Here is a 22,075-nt window from a genome sequence, read left to right on the forward strand (position 1 = left end):
CGGCTGCCGGGACGTTCCTTACTGCTGCTTACAGTAGGTGTTCGGGATTAGGACCCCGGAACGGCGTCAGCGGCAGTGATCGCCGGAGCTCCGGCAGGGTTGGACACCGCTGCGGCACCCACCTTGACGTTGACCCACGTCTTGATCCCGTTTCCGCCCAGGCTCAGGCGTCCCAGGTAGGATCCCGATTCCAGGCCGGTCCAACTGGCTGTCGCCGTGGTGGCCGTGCCGTTGGGGGCAACGATTGGATTCGGGTTGACAGCGAGCTTCGTCTCCGGCTTTCCGGGGAACGAAACCGCCTGGACGACCGCGGAAGCGGGTCCGTTGTCCGGGGTGGAGTAGAGGTTCGCCACGATGTAGTAGGTGCCCGCACGCGGCGATTCAAGATCCAGGAACTCGCTGGCGGACGCCGTTGCTACCTGGGTTGCCACAAGTCCGCCGCTTCCGTTGGGTGCGTAGACCACCATGTCCCAGTCGACGTCGTCCGTTCCGGCCTGGATGCCCAGCCGGGCGAAGGTGGCGCCGGCGGGAACGTCCACCTTGACGAGTGCGTTGTGCTCGTCGTTCTTGGCCGCGTAGGCGCCGGGCGTCTTGGTGATGGCCGTCTCGGCCAGGGGCGCAAGCCCTTCGACTCCCACCGCGATGGGGGCGTCCGAGCCGGAAACCAGGTCCAGGGTTCCGCTGCCGGTGCCGGTGGCCGAGCTGAACGCGAATGACGGTGCGATCTGCGCGTCCACCGGACGGACCGCAATAGGCGAGCTGACCGTGCGCGGGCCCTTCCACGTCAGGGTGCCCGTGGTGAACTTGCCCACCGGCGCGCTGACGTTCTTGATGGTGAGGGTGACCTCGCGGGTCTGCCCTGCCTTGGCGAAGTTCAGCATCTGCGGCTCCACGTGGACGCTGACGCCGGGCATGTCCACCACGGGCCGGTAGGTTCCCGGCACCAGAGCTGTGATCTGGCGCTTGACCTGGATCTCGCCCACGAGGCTGCCCAGTGCAATGGAGGGCAGGTTGAGGTCGCGCGCGGCAATGGTGCCGGCCTGGGGTGCACCGGTCGCCACGCCCTGGCCGTTCAGGAAGGCCAGCCACTGCTTGATGTCCGAGTTGTACACGAGTCCCGGGTCCAGGACGCGGGTGGCGTCAATATGTCCGGCGCCGCCTTCGAACGGGTTCCGGTTGGGAGTGCCGTCGGCGTTGACCAGCGGGTAGGCGGTGGTCATCATCGCGGACTTGACCGTGGCAGGCGACCATTTGGGCTGCTTGCTGAGCACCAGGGCTCCGAAGCCGGCGATGTGCGGGGCAGCCATGGAGGTGCCGGACATAAAGCCGAACTGCGCGCCGTTGTTGCCGATAGTGGAAACGCCCGCGAGGACGTTCACGCCGGGAGCCGAAATGTCCGGCTTCAGGAGGTCGCCGCCGGAGGCCAGGCTGGGCCCCCGGGAGGAGAATCCTGCCACCTGGGGCGCCGGGGAGAGCGGCTGGCCGGTGAGGTCACCTTTGAGGAGGCTCACCGTCAGCGCCGGATTGGCGGCAAGCTTGGATTTGAGTTCCAGGCTCTTGGGGGCGTTGACGTGGACGGTAGGCAGTACATGGTTGTCTGCATCTTCGGAGCTGGAGGACAGGTTGACCAGGATCATGCCCACGCCGCCCTTTGCCTGGATCTCGAGGCTCTTGGCCGTGCGGTCCACGACGCCGCGGTCACAGACGACGACCTTGCCGCTGACCTTGGCGGCGTCCAGGGTTCCCGGGCCGCACAGGTTCGCGGCCGTTGGCGCATCCGGTGCCGCAGCGTCGGCGGCAACCACCACGCCGGCGTCCTTGACTTCGGTCTTCATGATGGACGCACCGCGGTACATGCTGCCATCCGATACCTTGACCGTGCCCAGCAGGTCGCTGGGGAAGGTGGAGGCTGCGACGGTGGTCAGCCACGGCGAGGCGTGGTTCACGGTGGAAACGGTGGGGCCGGAGTTGCCGGCCGAGGCCGAAACGAATACACCGGCGGCGGCTGCGTTCAGGAAGGCCAGCGCAACGGGATCCGAAGTGCTGTTGGTGTTTCCGGAGATGGAGTAGTTCAGGACGTCCACCCCGTCCTTGATGGCCGCGTCAACAGCTTCGACCGAGGCGGACGAGTAGCAGCCGCCCGTTGCGGGATTGTCGTCTTCCCAGCAGACCTTGTAGACGGAGACTTTCGCGGCCGGGGCAACGCCGGAGCTCTTGCCAAAGCTGGCGCCGTCGATGACCTGTTCCACGTTGGCGTTGCCGGCAGCGGTGGTGGCCGTATGCGTGCCGTGGCTGCCAACGTCCACCGAGGAGATCAGTTCCTCCGGGGCCCGGTGTTCGGGCGTCACGTACTGACGGAAGGAGTCGGCGAAGTAGCGGGCGCCGACCACCTTGGAGTTGCAGAGCGTGCCGTCAAACGAGGCCCCCGATTCGATGCCCTTCTGGCATTCGCCTTCAAAGGTGGTGCCGTCCGACTTGAGCATGGCGATCGTGCCATTCGCCGTGAGATAGGGGACGCCCACCTCGGCCTTGCCCTTGAGCGGCTGCACCGCATCCCCCTGCAGGAAAGGATTATCCGGGGCGTAGCCGGAGTCGATCACACCGACCACCACGCCCTTGCCGGCACCGGCTTCGCCGCCGAACTGCTTCGCCCAGGCGCCCTCGCTGCCCGTGAGCTTCAGGAAGTCAGTGGTGGTGTAGTCCGGGGCGTTCTCCACATCCGGAGCCACCAGGAGCACATTGGCGTCCTTGGCAAGTTCGGTTGCCTGCAGCGCAGTGAGCTCAGCGACGAAGCCGTTGAGCGCGCCAGTGAACTGCTTGGACGGGGTGACGCCCTGCTGGGACGCGACGTCACGCTGGGCCTTGCGGAGGTGTGCGTCGTACGCCTTGTAGTTCTGGCTCCCGGCATCCAGCTTGCGGCCCTGTTGCGGTTTGGTTGCCGCGATGCCGTCCGTTCCGCCCTCGTAGGCGGCCGCGGCCTTCTCAGCCAGGACAACGATGTAGCGGCCGTCCTTGTAATCTGTCGGGTTGACGTTTTTTGCCTGTTCAACCCCGCTGGGTTCGGCGGGCGCCGCGGTAGCGGGACCCACTGCAACGGAGGAGAGCAGCAGCGGGAGGCCAACAGCCAACGCTGCAGCCTTCCGGAGTCCCCCGCCCCGGACAAGGCTTATTCTGTGTGATTTCACGAGCGACTGAAACCTTTCATGAGGTACGGGTCCGGCGGTGCGGCCGGACTCGGTCAGCTGGGAAATGGCAGCCGGATCGACAGTTCCTGTCATCCGGCGAGACCAGCCGAGTCAAACAGTACAGAGTGAGAGCCGGATATGACATAGGACACAAGTATCGTTTTGCTTTTGTCATCTCGAGGCTTGCCCCGGGCATGGCTGAGGGCGGTTTCCGCGATGGAAACCGCCCTCAGTTCACGTCAAAATATTCAGTTCAGAAGTTCAGTTCAAGACTTCGGGAAGCGGGCCTTACTGGCGCGGAGTCCTGACAACCTCACTGATCCACTCGCGTGTCTTCTCGTCGATGGGGCCGGCGACGTTTGTCTCGCGGGCCGCGCGATCGGCCTTGATCTTCTGGATGACCATCCGGCCCAGGCCTGCGAACACTGCCGCGGCCATGACCGGAAGAAGGACGGATCTGGGTTTCTGAGCCATGCCGCAATCCTACTGAGCGCACCAGCGCACCACCAGAGCCGGCGTCGTTCTTCACATTCCGGCGAGTGCCCCATTTCACAGTCCACGGCCGAATGCGGCTTGACGCATTGCGCCCGGTAGAATGGGCAGGCAAGCTCGCGGAGCGCTCGTTCCCCGCTGTTCTGATGCCGCTGGTCTTATGTTTGGAGTCCGCAGTGGCTGTGAATACAGCAGCAGACCGGCGTGAGACGGCATCACTCCGCTGCGCCCTTACCCAACGCTCACGCACAGGAGTTACCGGATGCCCCGGATCGTCGTCGACGTCATGCCCAAGCCCGAGATTCTGGACCCGCAGGGGAAGGCCATCGTGGGTGCACTCCCGCGGCTGGGCTTCACTGCCTTTAGCTCTGTCCGCCAGGGCAAGCGCTTTGAACTCACTGTCGACGGCGAGGTGACCGAGGAAATCCTGGCCCAGGCCCGGAACGCCGCAGAAACCCTGCTGTCGAACCCCGTCATCGAGGATGTCGTCAACGTCGAGGTCGTCGAGGCCTGAGATGACTGAACTCCCCCTGATCGGCGAGGCAATCGCCGTCGCCGCGCACCCCCAGCTCGCGGGTGCGAAGATCGGCGTCGTCACCTTCCCCGGCACCCTGGATGACCGCGACGCCGCCCGTGCAGTCCGGCTGGCCGGCGGCACCGCAGTGCCGCTCTGGCACGCGGACAGCGCGCTGGGCGACGTCGACGCCGTCGTGATTCCCGGTGGATTCTCCTACGGAGACTACCTCCGCGCCGGCGCCATTGCCCGCTTTGCGCCGCTGATGTCCAAGATCATCGACGCGGCCAACTCCGACGCCAAGCTGCCCGTGCTGGGCATCTGCAACGGCTTCCAGATCCTGACCGAATCGCACCTGCTGCCCGGTTCCATGATCAAGAACGACCACCTGAAGTTCATGTGCCGTGACCAGGTCCTGCGGGTTGAAAACAGCAACACTGCGTGGACGCTCGACTACGAGGCCGGCCAGGAAATCACCGTTCCCCTGAAGAACCAGGACGGCCAGTACATCGCGGACGAGAAGGTCCTGGATGCCCTGGAGGCCGAAGGCCGCGTGGTGTTCCGCTACGTGGGCTTCAACCCGAACGGCTCACGCCGCGACATCGCGGGCATCTCCAACGCCGCGGGCAACGTGGTGGGCCTTATGCCGCACCCGGAGCACGCCGTGGAGGCCGGTTTCGGCCCCTCATCCCTGGACGGGGTCGGCGGGTCCGACACCGACGGCCTCGGTTTCTTCACCTCCGTATTGAACAAGATTGTGGGAGGCGCCAAGTGAGTACCTCAGCTGAAACCGTTGGCAGGAAGTTCAACATCGACACGGTCGAGAACGCTGCCAAAACCCCGGACACCGAACTCCCCTGGGCCGAGCTGGGCCTGAAGCAGAACGAGTTCGACGAGGTTGTCAAGGTACTGGGCCGCCGCCCCACCGGCGCCGAGCTCGCCATGTACTCCGTGATGTGGAGCGAGCACTGCTCCTACAAGTCCTCGAAGAACCACCTGCGCCAGTTCGGCGAAAAGGTGACCGACGAGATGAAGAAGGACATGCTGGTGGGCATCGGCGAAAACGCCGGCGTCACCAACCTGGGCGACGGCTGGGCCGTGACGTTCAAGATCGAGTCCCACAACTCGCCGTCGTTCGTGGAGCCCTACCAGGGTGCCGCCACCGGCATCGGCGGCATCGTCCGCGACATCATCTCCATGGGCGCCCGCCCGGTGGCCGTGATGGATCCGCTGCGGTTCGGCGCCATCGACCACCCGGACACCGCCCGCGTCATGCACGGCGCGGTGGCCGGCATCGGCGGCTACGGCAACTCCCTGGGCCTGCCGAACATCGGCGGCGAGATGGTCTTCGATTCCGTCTACCAGGGCAACCCGCTGGTCAACGCCCTCGCGGTCGGGGTCATGCGGCATGAGGACATCCGCCTCGCCAACGCCTCCGGGAAGGGCAACAAGGTGGTGCTGTTCGGTGCCCGCACCGGCGGCGACGGGATCGGCGGCGCCTCGGTGCTCGCCTCGGAATCCTTCGACGACACCAAGCCCTCCAAGCGCCCCGCCGTCCAGGTGGGCGACCCCTTCGCCGAGAAGGTCTTGATCGAGTGCTGCCTGGAACTGTTCAAGGGCTCGCTGGTTGAGGGCATCCAGGACCTCGGCGCCGCGGGCATTTCCTGCGCCACGTCCGAACTGGCCTCCAACGGCGACGGCGGCATGGAGGTCGAGCTGACCTCGGTTCTGCTCCGCGACCCCACCCTGACGCCGGGCGAAATCCTGATGTCCGAGTCGCAGGAACGCATGATGGCCGTGGTCACCCCGGAGAACATCGCCGCGTTCGAAGCGGTGATGGACAAGTGGGCCGTGGAGTACTCCTGGCTGGGCGAGGTGACCGACACCGGCCGCCTGATCATCACGTGGGAAGGCGAAGTTATTGTCGACGTCGACCCGCGCACCGTTGCCCACGACGGCCCGGTCTACGACCGTCCGTACGCACGCCCTGAATGGCAGGACTCCGTCCAGGCCGACTCGTTCACCGGATCGGTCCAGGACGCCGGCCGGCCCGCCGCCCCCGCGGAACTGGCCGCTGCCGTGACCGAGCTCATTTCTTCGCCGAACATGTGCAGCAAGGACTGGATCACCAACCAGTACGACCGCTACGTCGGCGGCAACACCGCGCTGGCGTTCCCGGACGACGCCGGCGTGGTCCGCGTGGACGAGGAAACCGGACTGGGCGTGGCCCTGGCCACCGACGCCAACGGCCGCTACACCTACCTCGATCCGTACCATGGCGCACAGCTCGCCCTGGCTGAGGCCTACCGCAACGTCGCCACCTCCGGCGCCGCTCCGATGGCCGTCAGCGACTGCCTGAACTTCGGCTCCCCCGAGGATCCGGATGTCATGTGGCAGCTCGCCGAGGCCATCCGCGGCCTGTCCGACGCCTGCATGGTGCTGGGCATTCCGGTCACCGGCGGCAACGTCTCGCTGTACAACCAGACCGGCACCACGCCGATCCACCCCTCCCCCGTGGTGGCAGTGCTGGGCAAGCTCGACGACGTCGCCCGCCGCACGCCGTCGGGCTGGCGCGAGGACGGCCAGGCCATCTACCTGCTGGGTACCACCGCGGCAGAACTGGACGGATCCGAATGGGCGAACATGCGCGGCCACCTCGGCGGCCTGCCGCCCAAGGTTGACCTCGCCGCCGAACGCGCGCTGGGTGAGATCCTGATCAACGCCTCCCGTGACGGCATGGTGGACTCCGCCCACGACCTCTCCGAAGGCGGCCTCGCGGCAGCCCTGGTGGAGTCCTCGCTGCGCTACGGCGTGGGTGCGCGGATTGCACTGCAGGACGTCATGGACCGCGACGGCGTGGACCTTTTCACGGCGCTGTTCTCCGAGACGCAGGGCCGCGCGGTTGTTGGTGTGCCGCGTTCCGAGGAAGTCCGCTTCACGGACATGTGCACCGCCCGCGGCTTCGCCCACACCCGCATCGGCGTGGTGGACGCAGCCAGCGGTCAGCTGGAGATCAACGGCGTGGACACCCTGTCCCTCGCCGCCCTCCGCGAAGCCCACGAGGCCACGCTGCCGAAGTACTTCGACTAATCCCGCTGCACCACTAAGCGCGAACGGCTAAGCGCGAACGGACACTTGAGGCCCCTTGTTCCAGGGCCTCAAGTGTCCGTTCGCGCTTAAGCGCTGGTCAGTCGTCGCTGCGGAGCTCCCGCTGGCGGGCGCTGAGGAGCTCGAGTTCCGGGCGGAAGGCCACGAAGCGTTCGACGGCGGTAAGCACCTCCACGAGGTGCGCGCGGTCTGCTGCCACCAGGCCCGCTCCCAGCTGCGTCCGCCGGTACTGTTCCTGGTCACCCACCTCGGCAACGGAAACCTCGAAGCGCCGCTTCAGCTCCGCCAGCAGGGGACGCACCACGGAACGCTTCTCTTTGAGGCTGTGAACGTCGCCCAGGAGAATGTCGAATTCGATCCATCCGATCCACATGCCATAAGCCTATCCATTGCTCCCCACCGGCACCCTCGCCTCGCAAGCAGTCGATGACGTCAGATGGTGAGTTCGCCCATCCGGTCCCAGCCGTCGCCGTCGAGCTGGCGGCTGATGATCCGGGGCGTTTCCGCGAGGGCCTGCGGCATGTCCGCCATGGCCTTCTGGAAGTGTGCGCTGTTGACGTGGTCGCCCGCGGCGTCGTCCTTGAAGGCTTCCACGAGGACGAACTCGTTGGGGTCATCCACGCTGCGGGACCAGTCGAACCACAGGTTTCCCGGCTCCTGCCGCGTCGCCTGGGTGAAGTCCTCCACCAGGCCCAGCCACTTCTCCGACCAGTCGGGCTTGACCTTGAACTTGACGACAATAAAGATCACTGGGGTTATCCCTTTCGTTGTGTTTCTGCTGTCAGCCCGCCGGAAAGGGAGTGCTCGCACTCCTCGATCGCCTCACGGGCCCATTTCTGCTGCTGGGGAGTGCCGACGCGTTCCGCCCATTGCTCGGCCAGCTGGAACTCCACCAACGCTTCGGTAAAGCGCCCGGCCTGGTGCAGCGTCCAGCCGAGGTTGTTGTGCAGCGAGACCATCCAGCGCTTGGTCCGCGGTTCGTGAACCGTGGAGGCGTACTCGAGGGCGCTGCGGGTCCAGGACTCGGCATGCGCAGGGTCGGCGATAGCCAGCATGTGCAGCGCGTCAACGGCCAGGAATTCCTCGCTGAGATGGTCCGCGAGTTCTGCAGCCTGTTCAAACAGCGGGACGGCCATTGCGGCATGGCCGCTGGAGTTCAGCAGCCGGCCGCGCTCCAGCAGCACCCGCACGGCCACGGTGGGCTCGTCGGCGTCGATCGCATCCAGGAGCGCATCGGCTTCCTCGTAGCGGCCCTGCAGGCCGATGGCCCGCCCCACCTGGGTGGCGAGTTCCGCCTGTTCGTCGGCGTCGTACTGTTCGTCTGCAGCGGCCGTCCGGAAGCGGACTTCCGATCCGGCGGGGTCATCAAAATTCCACAGTTGGTCAAGGGTTTTCTGTTCCAGCATCCACCTGCTCCTGCTCAGCTTTCACCTGCGGCCAGTTCGTGTGCACTCCCAATGTATCGGGAAGTGACATGCCTTTGTGCACGGGCCGTGACGGCGCTGCCGGCAGCGAAAAACCAGTTCGACGGGCGGCTGAACGCTGTGATCTTCAGGAACACCCGGCCCTGGCCGTCCAGCTCCACTTCAAAGGCCTCCTCGCCTTGCACCGGGTGGCCGGGCAGCGTTCCGTAGCCGAAACCGGCGCTTTGCGGACCGCCGCCGGGCACCGGGCGCCGGACCCACACCACCTCGCAGGGAGCGTTGATCCGGAAAGGCCCGACGCCGAATCCGCTCACCACGCGCGCGCCGGGCCTCACGGTGTCGGAGTCAGTGCGGACGCGCAACCCGGACCGTTTCTGCAGCTGCCAGGCCAGGATGCCCTGGGCCACCCTCCGGTAAAGCGCCGGCCCTTCGCCGAGGTAGGCCTGTGTGACCACGCAGGGCATGCCGTCCGGCGGCCGGCCATGTTCGGTGGACCCGATGCCGGGGTAATCCAGGCCTCCCCGGGCAAAACGGCGGGCGCCGCGACCCAGGCGGAGCCTGCCGGTTCGGGCCTCCCCGCGGCCACGCCTCATGCGCTGTCACCCCGGGCGAGCCCTGCCCATCCAAGCTGCTCGCGCTGCTTCCTGCTCAGCGTGGCCACCACCAGGTCGTAGGAGTCCTCCACCATGTCCCGGATCATGTCGTCCGGCAGTGATCCGTCCAGCCTAACCCCGTTCCAGTGGGTTTTGTTCATGTGCCAGGCGCCGGTGATCTCAGGGTGGATCGCCCGCAGCTGTTCGGCCAGCGCAGGCTCGCACTTAAGGCTTACGCTCCAGTCCGCCGGGTCCATGGCGGACGCCGCGAACATCTTGGCATCGTGCCGCGCGCCGCCCGGCACCGCCGCCCTCACCTTGAAGACTGATGTTTCAGGCCCGAACGGGAAGTCTTCAAAAGTGCCGGGAAAGCCCAGGCAGATCGCGCGGAGGGTGGCAACGTCCATGGCACGAGCCTATCCGGACTCCTGGTGGATCAGACAGGGCATCAGATGCCCACGCGCCAGCCTTCGCGGGCGGGGCACTCGTTGACCACCACGTCCAGCCCGGCTGCCTTGGCCCGCTCCACGGCGGCGTCGTCGAAGACGCCGAGCTGCAGCCACACCGCCTTGGCACCCACGGCAATGGCCTGGTCGATGACGGCCCCCACCCTGTGGGAGTTCACAAAGCAGTCCACGACGTCGATCGGGTGCTTTTCCGCGGGGATGTCCGCCAGCGAGCGGTACCCCTTCTCGCCGTGGACGTCGTCGCCGGGAAGGTTGACCGGGATGATTTCCATGCCCATCCGGTCACGGATGTACAGGGAAACGTCATACGCCGAGCGCCATTCGTTGGTGGTGAGGCCCACCACCGCCCAGGTTCCTTTGGTTCGCATGAGTCGCTCAATGACTGCCGGATCGTTAACGTGGGCCATGTATCAACCTTACTCCTGCGGCGATTCCGGCCAATCCCCGAATATATGAATGAATGGAACCGGCACGCCCGGGCGATGAACGAATATTACAGCCCGAAAGCCCCGGATTTTGTGAAATCATGCATCTCGGCTCTAGTAGGTAATGACCATCCCGAGCGGCCGAGAGACCTGGATCGATGAAGCCGCAGCAACCCCCGGTGACGTGAGACGACCATTCCCACGGAACTGTTCCATTCTCTTTCGATGAAGATCGAGGGAACCAAGGGAACTACGGGTGCTACTGCCAGGACCGATGGAGTGCTGCAATGACCCCAGAGATTTCTTCCGCCCTGCCCACCCTTGCCCGGATTCCGTCCGAGGCAACCCCACAATCCACTTCGGACGCGACGGCGAACGAAGCAGGGCTGCGTGACGCGCCCGGCTCCTCTCGCGGCTCTTCGGGATGGTCCCTGACCGAGCCCACGGACGGCGCAGTGCACGGCGTCCCCATTGACGGACCGGCGCGTCACCGCAGTACCACCCAGGTTGAATTCTGGGAAGAACAGGCCCTCCGCCTCGACTGGGCTGAGCCCTGGCACACAGCCCACCGGCGCGTACCGGCAGACCTGGATGCCGGCACCGGCCCGGACATCACCTGGTTTGAAGGCGGCAAGCTCAACGTCTCCTACAACTGCGTGGACCGCCATGTTGCGGCAGGCCGCGGCGACAAGGTGGCGCTGCATTTCGAGGGCGAGCCCGGCGACCGCAGGGCCATCACCTACGCCGAACTGCAGCGCGAAGTGGCGAAGGCTGCCAACGCGCTCCTGGCACTGGGCATCACCCAGTGCGACCGCGTGGTCATCTACCTTCCGGTCATCCCCGAAACAGTCATCATCACCCTCGCCGTGGCACGCATCGGCGCCATCCATTCCCTGGTGTTCGGCGGCTTCTCCGCCGAGGCGTTGAAATTCCGCGTCGAGGATACCCGGGCCAAGCTGCTGGTCACCACGGACGGCCAGTTCCGCCGCGGCGTGGCCGTGCCGGTCAAGGACAACGCGGACGCCGCTGTGGCCGGGGACAACGCAATCGAGCACGTCCTGGTGGTCAACCGCACCACCCCTGCCGACCAGCTCGCAACCGTCCCCATGACCGCCGGCCGCGACGTGTGGTGGCACGACGCCGTCGGGCAGGCCTCCGACAACCACGAACCCGAAGCGTTCGACGCCGAGACGCCCCTCTTCATCATGTACACCTCCGGGACCACCGGTAAGCCCAAGGGCCTGGTGCACACCTCCGGCGGCTACCTGACGCAGGCGTCCTGGAGTTTCGAGCACCTGTTCAGCAACCCGGACCCGGCGCTCCGGGACCGGGACGTGCACTGGTGCACCGCCGACCTCGCCTGGGTCACGGCCCACACCTACGAGATCTACGGCCCGCTCTCCAACGGCGTCACCCAGGTGATCTTCGAAGGCACCCCGAACACTCCGCACCCGGGCCGGCACTTCGAGATCATCGAGCGCTACGGCGTGACCCAGTACTACACCGCGCCCACCCTGGTCCGCTCGCTCATGGGCTGGTTCCCGGACGGCGTGCCGGACAGCTACGACCTCTCCTCCATCCGGATGCTGGGCACCGTGGGCGAAGCCGTGAACCCCGAGGCCTGGCGCTGGCTCCGCCGGAACGTCGGCGCCGGCATCGCCCCCGTGGTGGACACCTGGTGGCAGTCCGAGACCGGCGCCACCATCCTCTCCCCCGCCCCGACGGACACCGAGTTCAAACCCGGCTGCGCCGCCCGTCCGCTGCCCGGCGTCAGCACCCGGATCGTGGACGACGCCGGCAACACCGTGCCGCCCGGCGTCCAGGGCTTTATTGTGGTGGATTCCCCCGGCCCGGCCATTGCCCGCACCGTGTGGGGCAACCCGCAGCGCTACTTCGATTCGTACTGGCGCAAGTACGCCGCGCAGGGCTGGTTCCTCGCCGGAGACGGTGCCAAATACGACGACGACGGCGACATCTGGATCCTGGGGCGGGTGGATGACACCCTCAACGTCTCCGGCCACCTGCTGTCCACGATCGAAATCGAGTCCGCGCTCGTCTCCCACCCGGCCGTCGTGGAAGCGGGCGTCTGCCCGGTGGCAGACCCCAAGACCGGCCACGCGATCGTCGCGTTTGTGGTGCTGAAGGGCGGGGTTCCGACAGAGGTGGCCAACGACCTCCGCAACCACGTCGCGAAAGAGATCGGGCCCATCGCTAAGCCGCGCGACGTCGTCGTGGTTCCTGACGTGCCCAAGACCCGCAGCGGCAAGATCATGCGCCGGCTGCTCACCCAGCTTTTCGAGGGAACCGCCCTCGGCGACACCACATCACTCCAGAACGAGCCGGCAATCGCCGGCATCCAGGATGCCCTGGCCGGCTACGCCGCCACCGTCCCGGCATCTCCCCTCAACGGACAGAAGTAAAGGACAAATCATGAACGACATCAGCAACGTTGCCCGTCTTTCCGAGCCGCTCAAGTTCGCCTACTGGGTGCCGAACGTCTCCGGCGGCCTGGTGGTCTCCACGATCGAACAGCGCACCGGCTGGGACTTCGACTACAACAAGAAGCTTGCACGGATCGCCGAGAACTCCGGTTTCGAGTACGCCCTGACGCAGACCCGGTATGCCGCCTCCTACGGTGCGGACAAGCAGCACGAAGCCACGTCCTTCAGCCTGGCGCTGCTGGCGGCCACGGAGCGGCTCAAGGTCATCTCGGCCGTCCACCCCGGCATGTGGCACCCCGGTGTGCTCGCCAAATACATCATCACCGCGGACCACATCTCCAACGGCCGCGCCGCCGTCAACATCGTCTCCGGCTGGCTCAAGAACGAGTTCACCAACTTCGGCCTCGAATGGCTCGAGCACGACGAACGCTACGTCCGCACCGAGGAATTCATCAAGGTGCTCCGCGGCCTCTGGACCGAGCAGGAATACAGCCAGTCCGGCAAGTACTACAACATCACCGACTTCACCCTGAACCCGGCGCCGGTGGACGTTCCGGGCCGGGCCCACCCGGAGATCTTCTTCGGCGGCAACTCCACGGCGGCCCAGGCCACGGCCGGCCGCGTGGCCGACTGGTACTTCTCCAACGGCAAGGACCTGGAGGGCTTCAAGGAGAACATTGCGGGCGTGGTCGCTGCTTCCGGTGAGACCCGGCGCGGCACCGAGGGCGGTCTGCCAGCCGCTTTGCCCTCTCCGCGGTTTGGCCTCAACGGCTTCGTCATCGCCCGCGACTCCGAGAAGGAAGCCCGCGACACCCTCCGCGAAATCGTGGAAAAGGCGCACAAGCCCGCAGTCCAGGGCTTCCGCGACGCCGTCCAGGAAGCCGGCGCGTCCACCAAGGACGGCAAGGGCATGTGGGCCGACTCAAGCTTCGAGGACCTGGTCCAGTACAACGACGGTTTCAAGACCCAGCTGATCGGCACCCCCGAGCAGATCGCCGAACGGATCGTGGAGTACAAGAAGATCGGCGTGAACCTGTTCCTCACCGGCTACCTGCACTTCCAGGAGGAAGTGGCCGCTTTCGGCCAGGACATCCTGCCGATCGTCCGCGAACTCGAGGCGGACCTTGCCCGTAAGCACGGCACCGAACTGGACCTTTCCCAGACCCCCGTTGCTTCCGTGGGGGTGGCCGCGTAATGGCTGACCGCAAGTTTGGTTTCCGCACCCGCGCGCTGCACGCCGGCGGCACCCCTGACGCAGAGCACGGCGCCCGGGCAGTGCCGATCTACCAGACCACGTCCTTCGTGTTCAAGGACACCCAGGACGCCGCCAACCTCTTCGCGCTGCAGAAGTACGGCAACATCTACTCCCGCATCGGCAACCCCACGGTGGCCGCGTTCGAAGAGCGCATCGCTTCCCTGGAGGGCGGCATCGGCGCTGTTGCGACCTCGTCCGGCATGGCCGCGGAATTCATCACGTTCGCCGCACTGACCCAGGCCGGCGACCACATCGTGGCGGCCTCCCAGCTGTACGGCGGCACCGTCACCCAGCTCGATGTGACCCTCCGCCGTTTCGGGGTGGACACCACGTTCGTCCCGGGCACGGATCCGGCGGACTACGCCGCCGCGGTCCGGGAGAACACCAAGGCGATCTTCGTCGAGGTGGTGGCCAACCCGTCCTCGGAAGTCCAGGACCTTGACGGGCTGGCAAAGGTGGCGCACGACGCCGGCATCCCCCTCGTGGTCGACGCCACCTTGAGCACGCCGTACCTCGTGCGGCCGATCGAACACGGGGCGGACATCGTGATCCACTCCGCCACCAAATTCCTGGGCGGACACGGCACCACGCTGGGCGGCGTGATCGTCGAAAGCGGCCGCTTCAACTGGGGCAACGGCAATTTCCCCACCATGACCGAGCCCGTGGCCTCCTACGGCAACGTCTCCTGGTGGGGCAACTTCGGCGAGTACGGCTTCCTGACCAAGCTCCGCTGCGAGCAGCTGCGCGACATCGGTCCGGCCCTGTCACCGCAGTCCGCCTTCCAGCTGCTGCAGGGCGTGGAAACCCTCCCCCAGCGCCTGGACGAGCACCTGAAGAACGCCCAGGCCGTGGCCGAATGGCTTGAGGCCGACGAGCGGGTGGCCTACGTGAACTTCTCCGGACTGCCCTCACACCCGCACTTTGAGCGGGCACGGAAGTACCTGCCGCTGGGGCCCGGCTCGGTATTCTCCTTCGGCGTGAAGGGCGGACGGGCTGCGGGCCAGAAGTTCATCGAGTCCCTGCAGCTGGCCTCGCACCTGGCCAACGTGGGCGACTCGCGGACCCTCGTGATCCACCCGGGTTCCACCACCCACCAGCAGCTGAGCCCCGCCCAGCTCGAATCCGCCGGCGTCCCCGAAGACCTGGTCCGCATCTCCGTGGGCCTGGAAGACATCGACGACATCCTGTGGGACCTGGACCAGGCGCTGGACGCTGCGTCCTCCTCGGTGGTTGAGCCTGTCGAAACCTGCACGATCGGAGCAATCGCATGAGCGCAGCAGAATCCAGGACCTGGGAAGGCCCTACCGCCCCGGAACGGCTGAACCTGCTCCGGCAGGCAAAGTCCATTGCCATTGTGGGCGCCTCTGACAAGCCGTCGCGGGCCAGCTACTTCGTGGCCACCTACCTGCAGTCCTCCACGCGGTACAAGGTGTACTTCGTGAACCCCGTTGTTAAGGAGATCCTTGGCCAGCCTACCTACGCCTCCCTGGCCGACCTTCCCGAGAGCCCGGACATCGTGGATGTGTTCCGCAAGCACGACGACCTCCCGGGTGTCCTGGACGAGGCCGTCGCCGCGGGCGCCAAGACACTCTGGCTGCAGCTGGGCTCGTGGCACGAGGACGTGGCCAAGGAAGCCGAAGCCGCCGGGCTCGACGTCGTGATGGACCGGTGCGTCAAGATCGAGCACGCACGCTTCCACGGCGGGCTCCATTTGGCAGGCTTCGACACAGGCGTTATTTCTTCGAAGCGGCAGGTACTGGCCTAAAGCGGCCCTCGCCGCCTGGCGTCTACCGCAGCTTGCCGAGCCAGCGGCTGATCGGATCCAGGGAAGAGTCCAGCGCGGAGTCGAGCAGGCCCGTGCTGGACTTTTCCTTCTTCCGGCCGGACTCGCCGCGAACCTCACTGCCTTCCTCCGGAGCCGGAGCGGCTTGTTCCGAGAGCATGCCACCCTCCTGCAGGGAGCCCTGACCGGACTGTTCGTCCGCTGAAGCATCACTCTTGCCTGCGCGTGGGCTGTCGGCATCCGGCTGCCCTGCTTTGCCATGGCCGGAAGCCGCGCCGGGAGCCCAATCCGAACCCTTCACAGGCGGAAGCTCGCGGGTATCGGGCGGCGTTGCTGCCGACTGTCCTTTGGCGTGCTCCTGGGCCGCCGGGGGTGCCGGCGGTTCGGCCGGCCCGTCTACGGCTGAAGGACCCTCGTGGTCAAGCTGCAGGAAGAGCGGTGAAACCCACCCTGCCGGTCCGTCCTGGCCAGTAGCGGCCGGGGCGAGGGGAAGCGTCCAGTCCGGGGCCCAGTCCGTCGTCAACTGCTGGACGGACCAGAGGCCGGAGCCGTCTTCCGATACCTGGCTGGTGGCGGCCACACCGGTTACTCCGAGACCCATGCCGGCAAGAACGGCAAGGCCCACGACCGTGGGGCGGTGCTGGCGCAGCCAACGCTTCCGGGTCAGTTCATCCCGCGGACCGGCCAGCATGGCCGCAAGTTCGGCCCCGGGAGCGGGAACCGGCATCTGTGCCAGCGAAGCTATGGACAGGAGGGCGGCCCTGAGTTCGGGCACATCCGTGTGGCCGGCGTCGAGGAGAAGCCGGTCAACGGTCCCACCAGAAAAGTCATCCCTGGTTGTCATGGCGCTACATAGTCCTTTACGGCCGAATGTTCACGGAGTCTGTCCAAAGCACGTCGCTGAAGCTGTTTGACGGCTCCGGCACTTTTCCCCATGATTTCGGCCACTTGCTCCACCGTAAGATCAGCAATGATCCGCAGGGTCAGCACCTCTTTTTGGTCCTCCCCCAGGACCTCAAGCAGCTCAAGCACTTCTCCCGGCGCTACCAGCAGCATTGCCGCGGCTTCAGCCGAGGTGGCTTCCCGCCGGTCAAACTCCGGTTCGAACGGTTGTTTCGGCGGTGTCCGGCTTTGCCTTCGGTGATCGTCGACCATCCGGGCATGGGCCACCGAGAACAGGAAGGTCCTCAGCCCGCTGGCGCCGCCGCTGATGGTGTCTATCCGGGGCAGGACAGCCAGGAAGACATCCTGCATGGTGGCCTCCGGATCCTCGACGCCACGTGCGGTCAGGTATCCCAGTACCTGCGACGCATAGCTCCGGTAGACCAGGTTGAACAACTCGCCATCTCGGCCCTTGAGGGCCCGCAAGGCATCGTCGGTCAGTGCTTCGGTCACGGACGTGGGCTTTCGTTCAAGGGAGATGGCTACATCATTGTATGGCCATCATGTGGCGGCTGTGGGTTGAACCCGCTCAACAACTTTACCCCGGGTAAAGAAGGGGAAAGCCCACAAAGACCGCGCACTCCTGGGCAGGCGCCCTGCTGAACCGGCCCCGGACAAAAAAGAGCCAGGCCGGAAACATGATGGGGGACAGTTCCGGCCCGGCTCTCTTTTTGCAGTCAAGCGCCAGGTTCGAACCTGATGGGGGACAACTTCGAACCCGGCGCTTTCATAGTGGTAATCGTCACGGCACGGTCCAGGGTTACGCGGAATCCAAAAAACTTTCAAAAAAGTTTTCAGCCCCGTTCCGGCGCCCGTTCCGGCGCCGGATCAGGGGCGGAATAGCCTGCCTGCGACACGGCCGGACTGCCTCATCGGATGCTGGCATTCAGGTATGCACTCAGTGTATAGATGGACGTGTGAACAACTCCCTCACGCTGCTGGGCCTCCTCAGCCGCCAGCCCAGCTACGGCTACGATCTCAAGCATTCCTACGACCGCTACTTCGGAACCGGGAAGGCTCTGGCCTTTGGGCAGGTGTATTCCACCCTCGCCCGCATGGTTCGCGACGAACTGATCAACGCCCTGGGCGGGGAGACTGGCGCCGGACCGGACCGGAAGAAGTACGAAATCACTGCCGCCGGCCAGGTCAAGGTGCACGAGTGGCTGTTCACGCCCGACGTTCCCTCGGAGTCCCTCCAAAGCAACCTGTTTGCCAAGACCGTGATCGCCTTACTGCTCGACGACGACGCCGACCGGCTGCTCGATGTGCAGCGCAGCGAACACATGGCCCGCATGCGTGAGCTGACCCGCCTGAAAAGGGACGCGGACCTGCTTCAGGTCCTGATGTGCGACCACGGCCTGTTCCACATCGAAGCCGATCTGCGCTGGATCGACCTTACGGGCGCCCGCCTGGCCCAACTCAAGAAGGAGCTCCAGAGCGCATGACTGGCACCCCGTCACCTATTCTCAGCGCCCGCGGCCTCCACCACTCCTTCGGGCAGACCAGGGCCCTGCGCGGAATCGACCTCGACGTCCAGCGCGGCGAAGTGCTCGCCGTCATGGGCCCCTCAGGGTCCGGCAAATCCACGCTGCTGCACTGCCTGGCCGGTGTCCTGGTCCCCGACGGCGGTTCGGTGACCTACCGCCCCGCCGGTCGGTCACCGATGGAGACCAGCGCCCTCGGGGAGCCGAAACGGACCCGGCTGCGGCTGACCGATTTCGGGTTCGTGTTTCAGTTCGGCCAGCTGCTGCCGGAGCTCACGGCGGCGGACAACGTCAGCCTCCCGCTCCTGCTGGCCGGGACCCGGCGGCCGGAGGCGCTGCGCCGGTCCACGGAACTGCTGGAGCGCCTCGGCCTGGACGGGATGGCCGCCAGGCTGCCCGGCGAACTGTCCGGAGGCCAGGCCCAGCGCGTCGCCGTTGCCCGCGCCCTGGTGACATCCCCTGCCGTGTTGTTCGCCGATGAGCCCACGGGTTCGCTGGATTCCCTCGCTTCCGAAAACGTGCTGACTCTTATGCTCGAGCTTGTCCGCGAAGCGGGCACCACCGTGGTGATGATCACCCACGATGCCCGTACCGCCGCTTATGCGGACCGGGAGGTCATCGTGCGGGACGGCGGTACCGGTGCGGGATACCGGGTGACGGCGTGAATCCCGGATTGCTCAAACTGGCAATCGTCGGCAGCCGGTCCGCCTACGGCAGGGTCGCCGGAATCGCCGGAGGGGTCGCCGTCGGAGTCTGCCTGCTGTTGTTGCTGTGGGGCGGCGCCAACGGGCTGAGCGCACGTGATGACCGCGGCGCCTGGCTGCGCGAAACCGGCCTGCCTTCCGTGGCCGCTCCCCTGACAGACGATCCGACCGCTTCGGCGCCCGCGACGCCGGTGCCGCTGACCGCGGACACGGTGCTCATGGAGACGAACCCGGTGGAGGTCTTCCGCGACCGGCTGATCAACCGCCGCGACGTCGCGGTCCTCGAGGCGACCACGGTCAAGATCCCCGGCATCGGCAGCCCTCCGGAGCCGGGGAGCTACTTTGCATCCCCGGCGCTGCAGCGTCTGATCGAGTCAACTGCCCGGGACGAGCTTGGCGACCGTTTCGGGACGTTCGCCGGCACGATCGACGATGATGCCTTGCCGGGACCTGATTCCCTGGTCATCGTCACGGGAGCAGCGGAAGCCGACCTCCGCCAGAACGGCAGGGCCTTCCTGGTGTCAGACTTCACGACCAACCCCTACGGTGGCAGCGCGGCCGCTTACAACACCGTGCTATCCATCGGGGCCATCGCGGTGTTCTTCCCCGTTCTGCTCCTGATCAGCATTGTCACCGGCCTGGGTGCTGCCCAGCGCCGGGAACGCTTCGCGACCCTGCGACTCATTGGCGCTTCCCCGCAGGCAATCTCCGGGATCGCCGCCGTCGAAACCGCTGTCCCCAGCCTGATCGGGGCGGTCCTCGGCGTCGTGCTGGCCGCCGTCCTGCGGCCGGCTGCCGCACAGATACCGGTCAACGGCAGCAGGATGTTCGCCGCGGACCTGACCCCCGGCTGGGCGGTGACCGCAGCCGTCGTCGCCGTGGTGGTCACCGCCTCGGCGCTCGTCGCCGCGCACCGCACTGCCCGTGCAGGCATCGGCCCCTTGGGCGTCACGAGGGCTGTGCACGAAAAGACCCCCACCATGTGGCGGAGCGTTCCCTTGCTGGCCGGCCTGGCCGCCATGATCACGGCTGTACTGATGATCCGGGTCATGGCGGTCCGGCTGCCGTGGTTGGAGTCCCTGCTCCTTGTCGGCGGCTTCGTGCTGGTCCTCGTCGGCATCGTGGTCATCGGCCCGTGGCTTACCCGGCTGGTGAGCCGGCTGGGGCTGCGCCGGGCACAGAGCGCGGCGGGAGTCATTGCCGCCAGCCGGATCCAAAATACTCCGGTGGCGACTTTCCGTTCCGTATCCGGGCTGGTGATCGCCGTGTTCGTCGTGTCCGTGTTCGCCGGAGGATCCAGCATCGTCGAGTCAACGGAGGCGCCTCCTGTCCGGCCGGGCCTCCTCCAGCCCACCAGCCTCCACGCGACCGTGGCCGCCGGACACACCCCTGGCCAGGTCGCGGACGCCGTCCGCGCAGCCAGGGAACTGCCGGGAATCCGGAACGCCACCATCGGCTACGGCCCGGCAGCCCTCTCCGAACGGGATGCCGGCCCGGAAATCTACCTTCGCGCCGCGGACGCTCCCGGTCTCGGGTTCGAGGACATCCCGGCAACAGAAACCGTCGCCGTCGATTCCTCGTTCCTCCAGTACTGGACGACGCAGCCACTGGCGCTGACCCCGGCGCCGGCCGCCACCCTGGACGGAATGGTGCCGGTGGTGATTGTGCTCGGCACCGACGGGACCCCCGAAGCCATGGACCGCGCCCGCACGGCATTGAACGGGTCAGGCGTCACGGCCATCCCGGCCACTGCCCGGCTGGACCTCCAGCTGCAGTCCTCCACGCGCCTGATCCAGGGCCTGGCGGTGCTCGCCTACCTCGGCATGTTTGTCGCAATCGCCATAGCCGGACTGTCCCTGGCGGTCGCCACCGCCTCCGCCATCCTGGACCGGAAGAGAGTTCTCGGCCTGATGCGGCTGATGGGGATGCCCGTCTCGGTCCTGCGCCGGATCATCACGCGTGAGGCGGCCGTCCCGCTCCTGACCGTGGTGCTTCTCTCGGTCGGCCTGGGGTTCCTCGTGGCCTGGCTCATGGTGGCCTTCATTGACGACACGTACCGGGTGACGTGGCCTGCGCCCGAGTATTTCCTGGCCTTGGGCCTCAGCCTGGTCCTGGCCCTCGGAGCGGTCATCGCGACATTCAGCCTCATCCGCGGCAACACAGCGGTGACGGCCACACGCTTTGAATAGGGTCCGCAGCGCGGGCAGCACCAGCATTCCGGGCAGCTCCGGATTGCTGCCTGAGGTCCTGTCAGCGGCCTGTCAGCAGCCGGGACAGGGCTGATGCCAGCTCGGCGGCGTCCGGTCCGAGGCGCCGGCCGGTCTCGCGGGCCCGGTCCATCCGGCCGATGCGGAGATCGCTGTCGACGAGCAGGGCAACGAGTTCCAGCCGGGCTGCTCCGGCCATCGCGGCGGACGATGCAAGGCTCTGGGCGGCCGCGCTCGCAGCCTGAGGGTCTCCGCTGGCCAAGGCACCTGCCACATTGTTCACCCTGGAGGGCAGCAGGACCAGGAAAAGGTTAAGGAATTCAAGGAGCCGGCTTTGGGAATGGATGTCCCCGGCAAGCTCCTGCACGCGCATGCGGTCCAGGACCGGGGCCCTGTTGATGCGGGCGCGGTACCGCCGCGGCGCCTGCTCCAGCGTTGCGGCCCGGTCAGATTGCCCTGGTTCCGGAGCGGTCTTGTTCTTTCCTGACTTCACGCTGAGACCCATAACGTCCATCCCCTCCCGTTAGCGGTCCGGCGACTTGCCTGTGGAAGTCCACTTCCAGCGCAGCGCCGGTGAGTCCAAGATAGGGAGGAAGGGCGGGGACGGTCACGAGTGGCCGCTACCCGAAACACACCCGCCACCACCTGCATCATGAGCACCACTACGCATCACCCCGCAGCAGGCGGCATGGGTAGCCGCGGCTCGTCCGGACCGGGGGCAGGTTCCGATCCTGTAACGCTCCCGTGCCGGGGGTTTCGTGGGGCGGGCGCGGATGTCAGGATACCGGCATGAGCGAGGAAGTGATGGCCGTCCCTGCCGCCGGTCCGGCAGCGACCCCCAAACATGTGACCGGTTTGATGAATCCACTGGGTTCCGCCGCGACGCGGGCCATGCGCGAGCAGGCCAGCCGGCGGCGGGATGCCGAAGCAAAACTGCAGCAGCACCTGCTTCAGATCCGCAACAAGCAGTCGGACGCCTAGTACTACAGTCGCGTTTATTGGTGACTTTCGGCGGTTTAATCGGACTTTCGGCTGGGAACCTGTTAATCGT

22 protein-coding genes are annotated in these 22,075 nt (G+C 66.4%); 11 read left to right on the forward strand and 11 right to left on the reverse strand.

What is annotated here, in order from left to right; translation table 11 throughout:
* Nucleotides 1-47: 47 nt before the first annotated feature.
* Complete coding sequence (locus tag PV761_RS16350; protein WP_347898335.1) at nt 48-3,128, reverse strand: S8 family serine peptidase; 3,081 nt, start codon at nt 3,126-3,128, stop codon at nt 48-50.
* A gap of 345 nt (nt 3,129-3,473) precedes the next feature.
* Nucleotides 3,474-3,659 (reverse strand): hypothetical protein, encoded by a 186-nt coding sequence (locus PV761_RS16355; RefSeq protein WP_028272237.1) that lies wholly within the window; start codon nt 3,657-3,659, stop codon nt 3,474-3,476.
* 280 nt (nt 3,660-3,939) lie between these two features.
* Here PV761_RS16355 and purS point away from each other — a divergent pair, with 280 nt between their 5' ends.
* Genes purS through purL form a run of 3 tightly spaced genes read left to right on the forward strand, consistent with a single transcriptional unit; the run spans nt 3,940 to nt 7,281 of the window.
* Nucleotides 3,940-4,191: a phosphoribosylformylglycinamidine synthase subunit PurS gene (gene purS, locus PV761_RS16360; RefSeq protein WP_011690410.1), complete on the forward strand. Its 252-nt coding sequence runs from the start codon at nt 3,940-3,942 to the stop codon at nt 4,189-4,191.
* A 1-nt stretch (nt 4,192) separates the two neighbouring features.
* Nucleotides 4,193-4,966, forward strand: coding sequence for a phosphoribosylformylglycinamidine synthase subunit PurQ (gene purQ / locus PV761_RS16365; protein WP_347898338.1), 774 nt, complete (start codon nt 4,193-4,195; stop codon nt 4,964-4,966).
* Entirely contained in the window at nt 4,963-7,281 is a 2,319-nt protein-coding gene (purL, locus tag PV761_RS16370; protein ID WP_347898340.1) for a phosphoribosylformylglycinamidine synthase subunit PurL, read from the forward strand. Before purQ ends, purL begins: the two co-directional genes overlap by 4 nt.
* Nucleotides 7,282-7,378: 97 nt before the next feature.
* Here the strand turns inward: purL and PV761_RS16375 are convergent, their stop codons facing one another.
* Genes PV761_RS16375 through PV761_RS16400 form a run of 6 tightly spaced genes read right to left on the reverse strand, consistent with a single transcriptional unit; the run spans nt 7,379 to nt 10,190 of the window.
* Nucleotides 7,379-7,672 (reverse strand): DUF503 domain-containing protein, encoded by a 294-nt coding sequence (locus PV761_RS16375; RefSeq protein WP_347898342.1) that lies wholly within the window; start codon nt 7,670-7,672, stop codon nt 7,379-7,381.
* 59 nt (nt 7,673-7,731) lie between these two features.
* The gene (locus PV761_RS16380; RefSeq protein WP_028272240.1) at nt 7,732-8,049 is read right to left on the reverse strand and encodes a putative quinol monooxygenase; all 318 of its coding nucleotides are present in this window, start codon (nt 8,047-8,049) and stop codon (nt 7,732-7,734) included.
* A 5-nt stretch (nt 8,050-8,054) separates the two neighbouring features.
* Entirely contained in the window at nt 8,055-8,705 is a 651-nt protein-coding gene (locus PV761_RS16385; protein WP_347898345.1) for a hypothetical protein, read from the reverse strand.
* A gap of 14 nt (nt 8,706-8,719) precedes the next feature.
* Nucleotides 8,720-9,316, reverse strand: a complete 597-nt coding sequence (locus tag PV761_RS16390; protein WP_347898347.1) for a DUF1990 domain-containing protein — start codon at nt 9,314-9,316, stop codon at nt 8,720-8,722.
* Nucleotides 9,313-9,723, reverse strand: a complete 411-nt coding sequence (locus PV761_RS16395; protein WP_347898349.1) for an MmcQ/YjbR family DNA-binding protein — start codon at nt 9,721-9,723, stop codon at nt 9,313-9,315. The genes PV761_RS16390 and PV761_RS16395 overlap by 4 nt, the downstream gene beginning before the upstream one ends.
* A 41-nt stretch (nt 9,724-9,764) precedes the next feature.
* A complete protein-coding gene (locus PV761_RS16400) occupies nt 9,765-10,190 on the reverse strand; it encodes a CoA-binding protein (protein ID WP_028272244.1) in 426 nt (141 codons plus the stop codon).
* Nucleotides 10,191-10,495: 305 nt separating this feature from the next.
* On the opposite strand from PV761_RS16400, the gene acs reads away from it, so the two are divergent.
* The 4 genes from acs to PV761_RS16420 are packed head-to-tail and all read left to right on the forward strand — an operon-like array spanning nt 10,496 to nt 15,669.
* Complete coding sequence (acs, locus tag PV761_RS16405; protein WP_347898351.1) at nt 10,496-12,628, forward strand: acetate--CoA ligase; 2,133 nt, start codon at nt 10,496-10,498, stop codon at nt 12,626-12,628.
* A gap of 10 nt (nt 12,629-12,638) precedes the next feature.
* Complete coding sequence (gene sfnG / locus PV761_RS16410) at nt 12,639-13,844, forward strand: dimethylsulfone monooxygenase SfnG (RefSeq protein WP_043439281.1); 1,206 nt, start codon at nt 12,639-12,641, stop codon at nt 13,842-13,844.
* Nucleotides 13,844-15,175, forward strand: a complete 1,332-nt coding sequence (locus PV761_RS16415; protein WP_347898353.1) for an O-acetylhomoserine aminocarboxypropyltransferase/cysteine synthase family protein — start codon at nt 13,844-13,846, stop codon at nt 15,173-15,175. Before sfnG ends, PV761_RS16415 begins: the two co-directional genes overlap by 1 nt.
* Complete coding sequence (locus tag PV761_RS16420) at nt 15,172-15,669, forward strand: CoA-binding protein (protein WP_347898355.1); 498 nt, start codon at nt 15,172-15,174, stop codon at nt 15,667-15,669. The genes PV761_RS16415 and PV761_RS16420 overlap by 4 nt, the downstream gene beginning before the upstream one ends.
* Before the next feature lie 22 nt (nt 15,670-15,691).
* Here PV761_RS16420 and PV761_RS16425 read toward each other — a convergent pair whose 3' ends face one another.
* The gene (locus PV761_RS16425; RefSeq protein WP_347898357.1) at nt 15,692-16,531 is read right to left on the reverse strand and encodes a hypothetical protein; all 840 of its coding nucleotides are present in this window, start codon (nt 16,529-16,531) and stop codon (nt 15,692-15,694) included.
* Nucleotides 16,528-17,082, reverse strand: coding sequence for a sigma-70 family RNA polymerase sigma factor (locus PV761_RS16430; protein ID WP_028272248.1), 555 nt, complete (start codon nt 17,080-17,082; stop codon nt 16,528-16,530). Before PV761_RS16430 ends, PV761_RS16425 begins: the two co-directional genes overlap by 4 nt.
* A gap of 464 nt (nt 17,083-17,546) precedes the next feature.
* Here PV761_RS16430 and PV761_RS16435 point away from each other — a divergent pair, with 464 nt between their 5' ends.
* Genes PV761_RS16435 through PV761_RS16445 form a run of 3 tightly spaced genes read left to right on the forward strand, consistent with a single transcriptional unit; the run spans nt 17,547 to nt 21,006 of the window.
* A complete protein-coding gene (locus tag PV761_RS16435) occupies nt 17,547-18,074 on the forward strand; it encodes a PadR family transcriptional regulator (protein ID WP_347898360.1) in 528 nt (175 codons plus the stop codon).
* Nucleotides 18,071-18,778, forward strand: coding sequence for an ABC transporter ATP-binding protein (locus tag PV761_RS16440; protein WP_347898362.1), 708 nt, complete (start codon nt 18,071-18,073; stop codon nt 18,776-18,778). The genes PV761_RS16435 and PV761_RS16440 overlap by 4 nt, the downstream gene beginning before the upstream one ends.
* A complete protein-coding gene (locus tag PV761_RS16445; RefSeq protein WP_347898364.1) occupies nt 18,775-21,006 on the forward strand; it encodes an ABC transporter permease in 2,232 nt (743 codons plus the stop codon). The genes PV761_RS16440 and PV761_RS16445 overlap by 4 nt, the downstream gene beginning before the upstream one ends.
* Nucleotides 21,007-21,067: 61 nt before the next feature.
* Here the strand turns inward: PV761_RS16445 and PV761_RS16450 are convergent, their stop codons facing one another.
* Nucleotides 21,068-21,538 carry an Hpt domain-containing protein gene (locus PV761_RS16450; RefSeq protein WP_347898366.1) on the reverse strand — a complete coding sequence of 157 codons (471 nt, stop codon included), beginning with the start codon at nt 21,536-21,538 and terminating at the stop codon, nt 21,068-21,070.
* A 275-nt stretch (nt 21,539-21,813) separates the two neighbouring features.
* Between PV761_RS16450 and PV761_RS16455 the strand changes: the two genes are divergently transcribed.
* Entirely contained in the window at nt 21,814-22,005 is a 192-nt protein-coding gene (locus PV761_RS16455; protein ID WP_347898368.1) for a hypothetical protein, read from the forward strand.
* The last annotated feature ends 70 nt before the right edge of the window (nt 22,006-22,075 follow it).

This window comes from Arthrobacter sp. CC3 (assembly GCF_039907775.1).
In the GTDB taxonomy this organism is placed as follows: domain Bacteria; phylum Actinomycetota; class Actinomycetes; order Actinomycetales; family Micrococcaceae; genus Arthrobacter.